This window comes from Neobacillus sp. SAB-20_R2A (genome assembly GCF_049568635.1).
Lineage (GTDB): Bacteria > Bacillota > Bacilli > Bacillales > Cytobacillaceae > Neobacillus > Neobacillus citreus.
Window position 1 is genome coordinate 5,802,103 of the sequence record NZ_CP145895.1, and the last position, 14,206, is coordinate 5,816,308.

Here is a 14,206-nt window from a genome sequence, read left to right on the forward strand (position 1 = left end):
TCCTTCATCTTTTCATTATCGCCATTCTACCATGAACAAATGGGATTTTCTCCTAATTGGCTCATTTTACATACTTGCTGCCTTCCCGAATGCTTAGAGGTGCTAATTGGTGCCCCTTGATAAACCTCCCGACAGACCCAGGATTTGTCTTCGAATATTCCCGTAATGCCCAGCCAATTGCCTTTTGGATAAAAAATTCCTTGCTTGAGGCGTTCTCACGTATGTATTGATAAAGCAGCTCCTCATCCGTTTTTTCTTTATATTTCATTTGAAAAAGAATCGCCGCTCTTCTTAGCCAGAGATATTCGTTGACTGCCCAGCCGTTAATTGTTTCTTCAATCACCTTAGGGAAGACCTGTGCAATTGTTCCAACCGGCTTTGGGGCAATCGCATCGACCGTGTCCCACCAGGATTTCGTCATGATCAGGCGCTCCATGAATGGCAAGTCGTCCTTGTCTAGTTTGCTTAGCAATTTTTCCATATAAACAAGCGCGGTATACTGATATTCCCGTTCTTTCTTTTCCCACAATCCCCAAACAAAATCTTGATTAAATGGCTCCTTCAAAATCCCAGTTTCTTTAAAAAATTGCTTTTCCAGCTCGCTTCGTAAAGGTTTTTTTATGCCGAGAAACGGGAAATGCCCTTTCATATATTTTTCCATTGGCCCGGCATTTTCTTCATTTCGGTTCTCCTCAAACAGTTCGGTTAAGAGTGCGATCTCTTTCAATAAACGTCATCCTTTCTTTTTACCTTATTTTTGGCGAAGAAACTCGTGTATAAACTATTAGGCAGACGACAAACTAACAGGTGCAGAAGGAGGGATGATGATGACGAAGAAATTTAATAAAGGCAGCAACAATCAAAATTCAGCGCGTGCTGGTCACGCTGAAGCTGAATTCGCCGCAGAATTCGTAAGCGGTGATAACAGCAAAGGAAATAAACGCAACAAAGACCAGAAGAGCAAAACAAACCAAAACCACACGCATAACGGAAATAGGGCCTGACCCCTGCAGCTTTACGCACTAATAAGAAAAGGAACCAAGGGAATCAGGCCCCTTGGTTCTAAGCGTTTACCCCAGCTAATGCATTGATTTCTGCAGCAATATTATTTTGAATTTTTTCGACCACGGTGAAATCCATTGCGGAAATGTAAATGGCTTCAAGCTCGTCGTGAAGCACTTTCGCTTTGGCGAGATAGCTTGTGGCCTCTGTCATTTTGTTTCTATACTTGGTGGAAATTTTGCTGATAAAATCGGCAAAGATCTCATCTGTTCCCTGCTCGATTAAAATTTCATACATATCAATGATTTCATCACCGTCGCGGCTTGGGAAGTACTCGTGCGGTGCGGTGCTGTCGAAAATGGCAATCCCCAGCTCTCTAAAAATACACATATCAAGGCTATGCGGGTCAAAGCCGCAATGATAGATTTCTACATCGACGCCGCGCTCCTCTGCTGCAGCAGCCAGCTTTTTCAGCATTGTGGACTTGCCGGAACCTGGTCGGCCCTTAATAAAATAGCGTTTTTGAATGTCTTCCGTTAAATTAGGGACAAAATCAACTGCTCCTTTTGGTGTGGCAGCCCCAAGGAAACGGTGGCGGACATCGGCTTGTTTGCTTAACTTCATTTTTCCAAAAAAGGTTTCAATCAGCTTTTTGGTCAGTTGGTCCGCTTTTTGAAAGTTCATGCTGTTTATATAGATTTTTTCCCAATCATCATGAATTTCAAGTGCTTCTTTAAAAGTAGCGTAGGCTGTCGCAAAGGCCTCACTAATTTGGTTGGTCAACTTTTTGATTGTGTTTTTTTGCGCACTTAGCGCCTTCGCATCCCAAGCCTCGCCTAGATTAATATATTCTTCCACCGCGCCCGGCGCTTTCGGCTCAATGACGTGCGGAGCAGTTCCGTCAACAATTCCTACCTTTAATGCCGGAATTAGTACGCCATCAATAGAATTATTATCAGATGAACAGTGGAGCAGCTCGATGTCATAGCCTTTTTCCACCCATTCCTGGCCGATTTTTTTCATGAGCGACGATTTGCCCGTACCAGGCCCGCCTTTTAAGATAAACAAACGGTCAAGTCCCTGCAGGTTGGAATCGTACAAATTATGAAATCCCCTGGCTGTGTTACCGCCGGCAAAATAGTTTTTAATTTTCCCTGCCATCCATTAACACTCCCTTTTTAAAAATCAACATTGCCATTAGGCAATTTCAATCACAAAGATTAAGTTCACCATATCTTATGCTTTTGTTGTTTATAGGTGAATGCCTATGCGAAAAACTGATTTTTTTATATGGGTGTCGATTTCCGCTCCAGGGGCTCGCTTTCCGCGGGCGGTACGAAGTTTACTTTATAACATCAGCCAATTCTGCATTGGTTATTTCTTTTAATTGGTCGGGCGCGAGCACGATTTGCATGCCTATTTTTCCCGCACTGACGACGATTGCCTCAATTTCTGAGCTGCTTTGGTCGATGAAGGTCCGGTATTGCTTTTTCATGCCGACGGGCGAGCAGCCGCCGCGGATGTAACCGGTCCATTTTTGAATATCCTTCACCGGAATCATCTCGACGCTTTTTTCTCCGGCCGCTTTAGCCGCTTTTTTCAGGTTTAATTCCTCAGCAACAGGAATGACGAACACATAAAGGTTTTTGCTGGTCCCTTGGGTGACAAGCGTCTTATAGACCTCTTTCAGTTCTTTGCCAACTTTCTCGGCAACCGACACCCCATCAATTTTTCCATCCTTATTTTCGTATGTAAGCACCTCATAATGAATCTTTTGCGCGTCCAAAATGCGCATTGCATTGGTTTTGGCCTGTGCCATCCTAATCATCCTTCTGATTTTTCTTTTATTTTAGCAAAAATTGACGGATGACGAGTAAATTCAAGATATTGGCGAGTAAGTTGCACAATTATGCGAGTAAAATCAAAAAGTTGACGAGTAAATTTTTATTTTAGACCAGTAAACCGGGCAAAGTGACGTGTAAATGAAAAAAGCAACCTTAAAAAAGGGGGAATTTACCTAATCCAGGCTGTCCGCATGGCTTTTGGAGGGTTTACCTAAAAATAGAAAAGTAAATTCAAATAAAAAGAGAGCCTGCACATTAGCACGAGCTCTCTCCTTACAAAAACTATTGCAGCCACGCCTGGAAGTAGCGCGTTACGGCGACCGCGTAATCGCCTCTAGATACTTTTTTCGCCGGCTCGAAGCTGGCTTCAACAGTCGGCACTAAATCATACGGTCCTTGTTTTACCGCAAAAGTAGCATTTAGGATGTTCAGATCGAGGGCCAACTGCACATACCCTTTGAGGGAATCCGGAATGGAAGCACCGTCCTTAAGCTTAATCCGCTCATCCTTGTATTGAACCGTTACATCCCCGGTGAATTCCTTGGCCTGGTTTTCTAGCCCAAGCGCTTGGACAAGGGTAAAAGCCAGTTCCGCGCGGTTGACCTCACCGTTTGGATTAAAATTGCCGTTCGCATCAAGCTGCATGACTCCGCCCTGCACCCAAACGCCATCGCGAATGGCTGCGCTCTTAGCGACGACAGCTTTGACAAATGGCAAATCACCCGTAGCAACATCCTTTAACAAAGGTGCCTGGCTTTGACGGATGCCGACACCCATCACGAGGAAGCGGGCTAAATCTTTACGCAAAAGGTTTTGCTGCGGTTTGAAGGTTCCGTCCGCATAGCCGTCAACAAGTCTTTCACTGACTGCCATTTGGATAGCGGAAGCAGCAGGATCGCCCGTGATATCGTTTAGGCCGGAAAAGCCGTTGACTTTTGTCGTGGAAATCATTCCAGTAATGGTTTCCGGGAGACCAATCCCAAGCGGATTAGAAGGATCACCGTGAAGCCCTTCAATTTTCACCTTCCATTCACCTGCTTTAGGTGAATTCACGGCCACCGTACGATCTGGATAAAGCGGGAACAATAAGCTAACCCCCGAGCTGTATTCCGTACCGTCTGGAGAGATTAACATCAAATTAACTGGGTTCCCGGTCTGCCCCAATAACCCGTAGGCATCGATTCTGGCTGATACATTGGATACTCCCTCTGCAACCGTAAAGGAGTACGTATTGGATTCGGCAAGGACAGGATTATAGTCAACAGTAAACTCTGATCGATCAACTGTCGAGTTGACATTGCTATTAAATTTTTGCCCGGCATTCAGTGTTTTCCCATACGTTTTTCCAAACATAACCGCATCCAGTGCATCATAAGCATTCACATAGCCGGCACCGACTTCCCATGTTTCATAGCCTGGCATATTTGTAGCCGTATTCTGCAATACCTGCTTGATTTCATCCGGAGACAAGGTTGGGTCTGCCTCTAATAAAAGGGCCGTGATACCGGCAACGTGCGGTGTTGCCATCGAGGTGCCGCTCATCATCGTATAATACGGCAGATAGGCCGGCTCAATGGCTGCAGCGTCATCCTGAATCGCCAGTGAAGATACAGGGGCCAGCACTCTAGTCGATATAATATCTACCCCAGGGGCGGTAATCGTCGGCTCATCCTTCCATGTATAGGTTTCGCCGTCCATTTCAAATGTTCCGCCGACACCCTTTGTTCCTCTTGACGAGAAATCTGCTAAAGAACCATCTTTTTCACCAGCTGCAACCGAGATCACCCAAGGGGCTTTCGCATATGGGTTGTGTGTGTTTTCGCCCGGGCCTTCATTTCCGGCTGCAAATAATACAGTGATGCCGCGGTCATGAGCCGCTTTAGAAGCTATATTAATAGGATCATTGGGATCAAAGTCCCCTGATGAACCCCAGGAGTTAGTTATAACGCGAATATTGTAGTCAAATTGGTGGGTAATGGAGTAGTCAAAGCCGCCTAGTCCGTCAAGGACAAACAATGCAGCACCTGAACCATAACCAATTAAATTGGCACCAGGGGCAACGCCTTCATATTTTCCACTGGACATGGCCCCAGTTCCGCCGACTGTACCGGCTACATGTGTTCCGTGCCCGGAGTTGGAATCCGTGTTCGGTACATTTTCAGCATAAGTGATGGGAAGTATTCCCGGTGCAAGGCTAGCCAAATTAATGCTGGCCAAAACGTTCTGCACAAGATGGCTGCCAAACTCGATATCCTTGTGAGTTCCATCGACACCGCTGTCGTTAATGACAACTCCGACACCTTTGCCAGTTACCGGCATGCCGCCGTTTGCTTTTTGCATCGCCGCATCTGTGCGCGCCTTATCCACGCCTGTTAATGCGGTGGCATCGGCATTATAATATTCCAGTTTCCGATTTAAATAGATAGATTTTACACCTGGCTGCTCCGCCAGTTTATTAATCTGATCCTTTGTTGCAAGAATTCCCGTAATCGGCAGAGACTTCAATGAAATGCCCTTGGAAATTCCCAGAGTTTTTAATAGAGTAAGATTATCCTCTGTCGGCGCTCCTTGGCCATCAAACGTAACGATCACCTGAAGCGGTTCAACTGCTGTGGCCAGTGCCTTTACCAACTGGGGGTCAAGTACAGCGGACGTTGTATCGGCCTTCGCTGCCGGTAAATTTGGTATAACTAATGACAAAAGAATGATAAGAGTTAATAAACCCGAAAACCACCTTTTCACAACCCATTCCCCTTTTCTGCTATAGTATGAGTCCATTGTCTAAGAAACCGGACCAAAACACTATTCAGCAAAGGGTCTATTTCAACTAAATAGAAGTACTATTTTCCCTTCCTACTAAAGTAATATTTATTAGTCCGTTAGAAATAGCAGATACAAAGAAAAGGGTGCCAGGCACTGCAAAAAGACATTTGTCTTTTCGGGATGAACACACCCCACAAAAGAGAACCAAGCCCCACGGCTTGGTTCTCAGAAACTATTCAAGTCACTCCTACGTCAACGGCACAAGCTGATTCTGGACAGCATAAATGACAACCTGGGACCTGCTTTTGACGCCGAGTTTTTTGAATATGTTGGACACGTGGATTTTGACCGTTTTGTCACTGATGAACAGTGTTTGGGCAATTTCCTTGTTATTCATGCCCTTGACCAAGCAGAGAAGCACATCCTTCTCCCGCTCAGTCAGCGTCGATTCCGCAGACTTTTCTTCCTCAGCTGGCTCCGGCTTAGCCGGAGGCTGGAAAAAGCCCAAAAACTTCTTCGTCATTGATGGGTGGATGACCGACTGCCCGTTTGCCACCGCGCGAATCGCATCGATTACATGCTGGGAAGGGGCATCCTTCAGCAAATAACCGTCGGCCCCTTCGCGAATCGCCGACATAAAGTACTCATCATGGTCAAACATCGTCAGAATCAGAATTTTAATAGCCGGGTACATCTTTTTTATAATGCTCGTTGCTTCAATGCCATTCTTCTCTGGAATGTTAATATCCATCAATATCACATCCGGCATTGCCTCTTTTACCTTTTCAATTGCGTCATTGCCATTGATGGCTTCCGCAATCACCTCAATATCGGTTTCCAATTCCAAAATATTTTTCAACCCATCCCGTAAAACGGCATGATCATCGACTAGCATAAGCTTGATCACGCAAATCACTCCCTTCAATCCCCATTCTTGGCACCGTTAAGGTTATCTCTGTTCCGGCTCCTTCGCGGCTGTCTACCTGCAGCGAGGCCTGAATTTTATCAGCCGATTCATTCATATGTAATATTCCAAAATGCGGATGCTCCCGGGCCTTGATCATGGCCTGAAAAAGCGAAAACCCCTTGCCATTATCCTTCACCTTCAAAAGCACATTTTCTTTTTGATAGCTTAACAGAATGTCAATTTTCGAGGCTTCTGCATGTTTAACGGCATTCTGCACACTTTCCTGACAAATATCGAAAATAATTTTTTCAACCATCGAGCTCAGGTGGAATTCCGGACCTCTTGTCTCCAAATTGATATCCAAATTATGCTCCCGCTTGACCGCATTAATTTTTGCAGAAATTGCCAACAATAATCCCACCCGCTCAGTCGGATAAGGTCTTAACGCATAGATGGATTCCCGCACCTCTTTCAGGCTGCGCCTCAGCTTCTCGGTGCTTTCGCCCATTAACCGAAGTGAATCGTCCGGCATTTTCGCAAATTTCCGCTGCGCCGTTTCAAGATTCATAATCGCGCCGGCGAGCGACTGGGCCACCCCATCATGGATATCCCGGGCAATCCGATTCCTTTCTTCTAAAATCAACCGCTTCTCCTGCTCGGCAAACAGCCATCTTGTTTTAATCAGGACAGCCAGCTGATTAGCAAGGGTAGCCGCAGAACGCATATCCTCCTCGCTAAAACTGTTGATCCGGCTTCTACCAAAAACAAACATCCCAACCAGCTCTTTTTCTAAAATTAAGGGGGCATAAAGTATTGACCCTATATCCTCCTTAAAAAAAATCCCAGCCGGACTCGGGTCTCTTTTGGCATTATGATAAACGGTTAATTTTGTCATTTTATCCAAGGCGGCAGCCGTTTCCTCCGACATCTTTAAATCTTCCTTGACAGGGCCAGCCGCAAATCGGAACAACCAGCCTTCCGGTGGACGTTTCCACAAAATCCATGCATCAACATCGATAAATTCTTGAAGATTATCTTTTAAAAAAGTTAACCAATCAGACCTCGCAATTTTTTTATTGAGCTCGGATGAAATGCTGAACAACGCTTTCAGCTTCGCCTTTTCCTTTTTTAAATTAGCAATAATCGAGCTTAGCAGGGCCACACAGACCAACGGGATAAAAAAGAAGAAAAAAGAAAAAACATCAATCGTTCCTCGCTTTTGATTTCCCAAAACATGCAACAAAACAATATAACCATAGGAAATAAGAAAACTATAAACCTCAAAGAGCGCTTTCATCTTCCAGATTTTCAGATTATACGTTTGTGGCCTGATAGCAAAAACAAGATCCACAATGAGATTATTCATGAAATAAAAGGGGATGATGAGCAAATTAAAATGGATAATTCCCTTCAGCACCCTTGACAGCCCTTCGATTGGCATTTGCGGATACAGCCACTGGCAAAGCAGATGGGCAATAAAAAAGCTAATGACCTGCATGGCCGGATTAAAAAATATAATTCGTAGCGGTCGTCTATTCATAATGTTGGTCGCTGCAATGATAATCCCATAAAAAACAATCGTATAGGCTAATCCATCCATGAGATATATGGCATAGACCAATGGAAAAGAGATGGTAATATGCCCTTTCCAGACAGGAACAGGAAATAGCTCCACAATAAAGAGAAACAACACCAGCAGTGCCAAAATCATTGGCTCGCGCGGTACCATTAAATTAAACAAGCCATATTGAAAATAAATTAACACTCCAAAGACAGAGATAAATAGTAGGAATTGCCTTGATAGCTTCTCTTTTTTTTGCAAAATGCCGATATTGCCCAAAGCTTCCCCCCCAAATTCTGTGACGATTTACTTAATTTTCTGTTTATTCTAGTGTAATGTATTTATAGATTGAAAACAATATGAATGATTGTTCAGTCGGCCAAACGCCCTCAAAAAATAAGGACCCAACCCGGTCTAATGAATCACACTGACCGGACTAGGCCCTCGGCAAACCAGATTGGTTTGATATCCACTATTATGTCATAAACGGCTATCCGATTTCTATTTGGCTAAAGGATTATTCTTGCCTACTACCTTTGTAGTAAATTCGGCACAAAACCACCCAAAATTTGTCACCTGTTTGTCACTCTAGCAAACAACTATTATAGTAAACTAAAATAAACAGCGATAATAACATTAAAAAGCCTTGTAAATTCCCTCACAAATCCTTTCTTGAAAAAACTTTTATATATATACCCCAAAAGGAGTTATTACACTACAAATCAAAGAGGTGTTTCCCATGAAATACGATTTGGTACTGCTTCATGCTCCAAGTGTTTACGATTTCCGAAAAAATCCTTTGCTTGCCGGACCGATCAGTGATGTTGTTCCATCTTCGCCCGTTTTTGAAATGTACCCCATCGGCCTGACTAGCATCGCCGACTATTTGGAGCGTTATGGGCTCAGCGTCAAAATCATCAATATCGCCAACCGAATGCTCATGAACCCAAACTTTGATGTAGAAAAAAAATTAAAATCGATCAGGGCAAGTGCGTTTGGCATTGACCTGCACTGGCTGCCACATGCCCACGGCAGCATTGAGCTGGCGAAAATCGTCAAACAGCTGCATCCGGACACCCCAATTATTTTTGGCGGATTGTCGGCCACGTATTATCACAAGGAGCTAATCCAATATCCATTTATTGATTTCGTGATGCGCGGGGACTCGACAGAAAAGCTGATGCTGCTGTTGATGAATAAGCTGGAGACTGAAAATACGCATTTTGCAGATATCCCTAATTTAACGTGGAAAAAGGGCACCGAGACTGGCTATAATCCGTTAACGTACGTGCCAAAGGATCTCGATGATATTGATGTTCCGGGGTACCGCTACACCATTCGGTCCGTTTTTAAATACCGAAATTTCCTCGACCCGCTGCCATACAACGGCTGGCTGCAATATCCGAACACCGCACTGTTGACCGCACGCGGCTGCACGCAAAACTGCCTGATTTGCGGCGGTTCAAGAGAGGCTTATGGGCAAAACTGCAACCGTCATACGCTAGCATTGCGGTCACCGAAAAAGCTCGTCGAGGATATTCAATTTATTTCCCGGTTCAGCCGCGCGCCGATTTTTATCCTCCATGATCTAAGACAGGGCGGACAAGAATATGTTGAGGAATTTTTTAGCCGGTTGAAAAAATTGAAGCTGAAAAACGAAGTCGTCTTTGAGTTATTTCAATATGCGGATGAAGAATTTTTCCGGCTGATGAATGAAAGCGTTCCTCATTACAGCATTGAAATTACCCTCGAAACCCATGACGAAAAAATAAGGAAATATAATGGGAAATTCAGCTGCTCAAATGAAAAGGTGATCGAAACACTGCAGCTCGCGCTCAAAAATGGCTGTAAAAAAATTGACCTGTTCTTTATGGTTGGAATCCCTGGGCAGACGTATGAAAGTGCTGTCGAAAACATTGAATTTTGTGAAACCATCCACCTGGCCTGCCAGAAGGACCCAAGAATCTTTTACTTCGTTGCCCCGCTCGCACCATTTTTGGATCCGGCGAGCCCGGCGTTTGAGCACCCGGAAATCCATGGCTATAAAAAATTGTGCCAGACACTCGAAGACCATCGCAAGGCCATTACCCGGCCGTCCTGGAAGCATATGCTCAGCTACGAAACGAAGGATATGACGCGTGATGACATTGTTAGGGCCACCTATGAGGCCGCACAACGGCTGAACGAATTCAAATTAAAATACCAGCTAATTGATTTAGCCGGCTACAAGGATATTAAAGGGAAAATTGAAAAATCGAAGGCCTATATTGAAAAAATCGACCAAATTCTAGCCCTTCCGACAGAAAAACAAACTGAAGAGCTGGCTAAGCTTGCCAAAGAAATTGAGGAACTAAACTATTACAGCATTTGCGGCAAGAACGAGCTAAAGTGGGAGGTCCAGAAGAATTATGCTAATTTCTTCTCGCTTGCGTTAGTGGGGCTCGAGCAATTGTATGTCGAATCCAAAAGCAAAATCAAGCACTCATTCCAGCCGAAACATCGTTTTCAATTTACACTTGATTCCGACCAGCAAAAAGTTTAAAGGTACCGGAGTTCACTCCGATACCTTTTTTAATGCCCACCGAGGTAGGCTTTTCTAATTTGGTCACTTGCACTGAGTTCTTCAGCTAAGCCAGAGGCGACTATTTTTCCTGTTTCAATGACGTAGGCGCGGTCAGCGATGGATAACGCCATGTTCGCATTCTGTTCAACCAGCAGGATCGTTGTTCCCGTTTTATTGATTTCCTCAATAATCTGGAAGATTGTTTTGACCAGCAGCGGTGCAAGACCCATGGAAGGCTCGTCCAATAAAAGCAGCCTAGGTCGTGCCATCAGCGCCCGGCCCATTGCGAGCATCTGCTGCTCACCGCCTGAAAGTGTACCAGACAGCTGCTTTTTGCGCTCCAGCAGGCGCGGAAAGAGCTGATAGATTTTTTCAAAATCCTCCTGGATACCCTTTCTATCCTTGCGCAAATAGGCGCCAAGCTCCAAATTTTCCTCAACCGACATATTGGCAAATACGCGGCGGCCCTCTGGAACCTGGGAGATCCCGCGCTTCACAATCAATTGCGGCACCTTGCCGGCAACATGTTCGCCTTCAAACACAATCTCGCCAGTCTTCGGCCTCAAAAGCCCGGAAAGGGTCTTTAATAGCGTACTTTTACCGGCACCATTCGCACCGATCAGCGTCACAATTTCACCCTGGTTAATATCGAGGGATACTCCTTTTAATGCATGGATATTTCCGTAATAGACATTAATATCGTTGACTTTAAGCATACTAAGAGACCTCCTCGCCAAGGTACGCTTCGATGACTTTTGGATTGTTGCGGATTTCTTCCGGAGTACCATCGGCAATTAGCTGTCCATGGTCCAGTACATAGATTCTTTCACAAACACCCATGACAAGATTCATATCGTGCTCGATTAAAAGAATGGTTAACGAGAATTTTTCGCGAATTAACGCAATCAGGTTCATCAGTTCATCAGTTTCCTGCGGATTCATCCCTGCTGCCGGCTCGTCCAAAAGCAATAGCTTAGGATTTGCTGCTAATGCCCGGGCAATTTCCAAGCGGCGCTGCTGCCCGTATGGCAGGTTCTTCGCCATTTCATGCTGGACATTATCAAGCTTAAAGATTTTTAAAAACTCAATTGCCTTTTCTTCCATTTCCCTTTCACCGGAAAAATGAGAAGGAAGGCGGAAGATTGAACTGAGAATGGAATGCTTCGCAAGGGAATGATAGGCAACCTTAACATTATCGAGTACCGATAATTCCCCAAACAAGCGGATGTTTTGGAAGGTACGGCTGATTCCTTTTTTGGTAATCTTATAAGGCGCATGCCCGTTTAATTTTTCACCGGCCAAAGAAATTGATCCCTCGGTTGGAACATAAACACCTGTTAACAGGTTGAAGAAGGTCGTCTTGCCGGCACCATTTGGCCCGATCAGTCCGACGAGTTCTCCCTGCAAAAGCTCTAGGTTGACCCCGGATACAGCCTTTAAACCGCCAAATCGGATGCCTGCGTTCTCTACTTTAAGCAACTGTGTTTTTGTTCGCATCATGAGGCCCTCCTTGCGCGGATTTTCCCAGCTTGAAGAAAGACGTAATTTCCTTTGTTCCCATCAATCCTTGCGGACGGAACAGCATCATTGCAATTAGTACAAGGCTGTAGATCACCATTCGGACTTCCGGATAATTGGCTAGGAATGTTGAAATGATCGTTAATAAAATCGCTGCAAGCACAGAACCGGACATACTTCCAAGTCCGCCCAGCACAACAAAAATCAAAATATCAAAGGATTTTAAGAAGCCAAAGTTTGTCGGCTGGATAATGTAAAAGTTATGGGCATGCAAGGCACCTGCCACGCCGGCAAAAAAGGCACCAATGATAAACGCCATTACTTTATAATAAGTCGTATTAATCCCCATCGCATCGGCAGCGATTTCGTTTTCGCGAATCGAAATGCAGGCGCGGCCGTGGGTAGAATTCGTAAAGTTGACAATGACGACAATGGTGATGACCACACAGGCAATCAGCCATGGCCAGGTAATCAGGTGGGAGACCGTCATCCCGGAAGCGCCGCCAACATAATCAATATTCAAGAAGACAATTCGCATGATTTCCGCAAAACCTAGAGTAGCGATGGCAAGATAGTCGCCTCGGAGCCTTAAGGTAGGAACCCCGATCACTAAGCCGGCAACAGCAGCGGCCGCACCGGCAGCCAGCAGCGCGACCGGGAAGGGCAATCCCAATTTCATTGTGATAATTGCTGAAACATATGCCCCCACGGCAAGGAAACCGGAATGGCCGATTGAAAACTGCCCGGTAATACCGATGATCAGATGAAGCGAAGCGGCAAGGATGATATTAATGCCGATTGAAAATAGAGCATTTACATAAAAGGGGTTTAACGTACCGCCATTGATCAGGAATTGGACGACAACGGCAAAAATAACCGCTAAAACAATGGAACCCCAAAAGCCTTTTGCGTTATTTAACTTTTTCATCTACCAAGCACCCCCTAGACCTTTTCCCTGACGTTTTTGCCAAAAAGACCAGCAGGGCGGAAAATTAGGATTAGAATTAACACGACAAAGGCAACAGCGTCTCGGAATAGCGAGCCTCCGGCCGCGCTGACAAGGGCTTCAATGACACCCAATAATAATCCTCCGGCCATTGCTCCAGGGATAATTCCAATTCCCCCCAGAACAGCAGCAACGAAAGCCTTCAGACCCGGAATGATTCCCATCAATGGCTCAATTTTTGTATAGTACATTCCAAATACCACTCCGGCTGCACCGGCAAGGGCAGATCCGATTGCAAAGGTGGCAGAGATGGTGTTATTGACGTTAATTCCCATCAATTTGGCCGCATCCTGGTCGTGGGAAACGGCGCGCATCGCCTTACCAATCTTAGTCTTATGGACAATAAATTGAAGAATAATCATTAAACAAAGGGATACGGCCAAAATTAGAATGGACTGACCGCTAATCTTAACACCGAAGACCTCCAGGCTTTTCAATGGAACGATATTGCCTGGATAGGCTTCAGGCTGGGCGCCGCGGATATAGATGGTGCCATATTCGATAAAAAGCGAAACTCCGATAGCGGTAATCAATGCCGCAATCCTTGTTGCATTCCGAAGCGGCTTGTAGGCAATCCGCTCAATCAATACGCCGAAAATTGCGCAGGCCACCATTGAAATCAATAATGCTGGGAAAAATCCTAAATGGAGAACAGTAATAGAATAAAAACCTATAAAAGCGCCGACCATGAAGACGTCCCCATGTGCGAAGTTGATTAACTTGACGATACCATATACCATTGTGTACCCAAGGGCAATCAATGCGTAAATACTTCCCAATGAAATGCCGTTGACTAGCTGCTGTATTAGTTGTTCCATGTCGCAACTCCTTCCAGTGGGAATAGGAAATTTTTCCTAATCCTTATAAATTGGAATAGGGAACATGGACATGCTCCCTATTCATTTGATCGTTATAAAATTTGTCTAGCTCCAGCGCCTAGGGGCTCGGGGTCATAAGCCGATCCGTCAAGAAGGCTAAAGTACAGCCTTCTCGCCGGCTCGTCTTATGCCTGTCGCCCCTGGTCAAGGCGCTTACGCTTTTC

12 protein-coding genes are annotated in these 14,206 nt (G+C 45.1%); 2 read left to right on the forward strand and 10 right to left on the reverse strand.

All coding sequences use genetic code 11. The features are described 5' to 3' along the window. Positions 1-61 precede the first annotated feature (61 nt). Entirely contained in the window at positions 62-727 is a 666-nt protein-coding gene (locus V5M37_RS28335; RefSeq protein WP_423800175.1) for a DNA alkylation repair protein, read from the reverse strand. A gap of 100 nt (positions 728-827) precedes the next feature. On the opposite strand from V5M37_RS28335, the gene V5M37_RS28340 reads away from it, so the two are divergent. After that, entirely contained in the window at positions 828-1,004 is a 177-nt protein-coding gene (locus tag V5M37_RS28340; protein ID WP_423800176.1) for a hypothetical protein, read from the forward strand. Between the two features lie 58 nt (positions 1,005-1,062). Here V5M37_RS28340 and V5M37_RS28345 read toward each other — a convergent pair whose 3' ends face one another. The 5 genes from V5M37_RS28345 to V5M37_RS28365 all read right to left on the reverse strand — a co-directional run bounded on the left by V5M37_RS28345 (position 1,063) and on the right by V5M37_RS28365 (position 8,356). Continuing rightward, positions 1,063-2,163, reverse strand: coding sequence for a PRK06851 family protein (locus V5M37_RS28345; RefSeq protein ID WP_423800177.1), 1,101 nt, complete (start codon positions 2,161-2,163; stop codon positions 1,063-1,065). A gap of 181 nt (positions 2,164-2,344) precedes the next feature. Next, positions 2,345-2,821 (reverse strand): Cys-tRNA(Pro) deacylase, encoded by a 477-nt coding sequence (ybaK, locus tag V5M37_RS28350; protein ID WP_423800178.1) that lies wholly within the window; start codon positions 2,819-2,821, stop codon positions 2,345-2,347. 307 nt (positions 2,822-3,128) lie between these two features. Next, entirely contained in the window at positions 3,129-5,588 is a 2,460-nt protein-coding gene (locus V5M37_RS28355; RefSeq protein WP_423800179.1) for a S8 family serine peptidase, read from the reverse strand. A 268-nt stretch (positions 5,589-5,856) separates the two neighbouring features. Beyond that, a complete protein-coding gene (locus V5M37_RS28360; RefSeq protein WP_423800180.1) occupies positions 5,857-6,516 on the reverse strand; it encodes a response regulator in 660 nt (219 codons plus the stop codon). Then, entirely contained in the window at positions 6,491-8,356 is a 1,866-nt protein-coding gene (locus V5M37_RS28365) for a GAF domain-containing sensor histidine kinase (RefSeq protein ID WP_423800181.1), read from the reverse strand. Before V5M37_RS28365 ends, V5M37_RS28360 begins: the two co-directional genes overlap by 26 nt. Positions 8,357-8,816: 460 nt before the next feature. Between V5M37_RS28365 and V5M37_RS28370 the strand changes: the two genes are divergently transcribed. Next, complete coding sequence (locus V5M37_RS28370) at positions 8,817-10,619, forward strand: TIGR04190 family B12-binding domain/radical SAM domain protein (RefSeq protein ID WP_423800182.1); 1,803 nt, start codon at positions 8,817-8,819, stop codon at positions 10,617-10,619. A gap of 29 nt (positions 10,620-10,648) precedes the next feature. Here V5M37_RS28370 and V5M37_RS28375 read toward each other — a convergent pair whose 3' ends face one another. The 4 genes from V5M37_RS28375 to V5M37_RS28390 are packed head-to-tail and all read right to left on the reverse strand — an operon-like array spanning position 10,649 to position 13,982. Further along, positions 10,649-11,356 carry an ABC transporter ATP-binding protein gene (locus V5M37_RS28375; RefSeq protein WP_423800183.1) on the reverse strand — a complete coding sequence of 236 codons (708 nt, stop codon included), beginning with the start codon at positions 11,354-11,356 and terminating at the stop codon, positions 10,649-10,651. A gap of 1 nt (position 11,357) precedes the next feature. Beyond that, positions 11,358-12,137, reverse strand: a complete 780-nt coding sequence (locus V5M37_RS28380; RefSeq protein WP_213148105.1) for an ABC transporter ATP-binding protein — start codon at positions 12,135-12,137, stop codon at positions 11,358-11,360. Next, positions 12,112-13,086 carry a branched-chain amino acid ABC transporter permease gene (locus tag V5M37_RS28385; protein ID WP_423800184.1) on the reverse strand — a complete coding sequence of 325 codons (975 nt, stop codon included), beginning with the start codon at positions 13,084-13,086 and terminating at the stop codon, positions 12,112-12,114. The genes V5M37_RS28380 and V5M37_RS28385 overlap by 26 nt, the downstream gene beginning before the upstream one ends. Positions 13,087-13,100: 14 nt before the next feature. Further along, positions 13,101-13,982: a branched-chain amino acid ABC transporter permease gene (locus V5M37_RS28390; protein ID WP_213147902.1), complete on the reverse strand. Its 882-nt coding sequence runs from the start codon at positions 13,980-13,982 to the stop codon at positions 13,101-13,103. Positions 13,983-14,206: the final 224 nt, after the last annotated feature.

Excerpts from the sequence above, each read along its gene's own strand:
- V5M37_RS28380 (WP_213148105.1), bottom strand. The coding sequence starts at position 12,137 with ATGCGAACAAAAACACAGTTGCTTAAAGTAGAGAACGCAGGCATCCGA.
- V5M37_RS28375 (WP_423800183.1), bottom strand. The coding sequence starts at position 11,356 with ATGCTTAAAGTCAACGATATTAATGTCTATTACGGAAATATCCATGCA.
- V5M37_RS28340 (WP_423800176.1), top strand. The coding sequence starts at position 828 with ATGACGAAGAAATTTAATAAAGGCAGCAACAATCAAAATTCAGCGCGT.
- V5M37_RS28345 (WP_423800177.1), bottom strand. The coding sequence starts at position 2,163 with ATGGCAGGGAAAATTAAAAACTATTTTGCCGGCGGTAACACAGCCAGG.
- V5M37_RS28385 (WP_423800184.1), bottom strand. The coding sequence starts at position 13,086 with ATGAAAAAGTTAAATAACGCAAAAGGCTTTTGGGGTTCCATTGTTTTA.
- V5M37_RS28370 (WP_423800182.1), top strand. The coding sequence starts at position 8,817 with ATGAAATACGATTTGGTACTGCTTCATGCTCCAAGTGTTTACGATTTC.
- V5M37_RS28390 (WP_213147902.1), bottom strand. The coding sequence starts at position 13,982 with ATGGAACAACTAATACAGCAGCTAGTCAACGGCATTTCATTGGGAAGT.
- ybaK (WP_423800178.1), bottom strand. The coding sequence starts at position 2,821 with ATGGCACAGGCCAAAACCAATGCAATGCGCATTTTGGACGCGCAAAAG.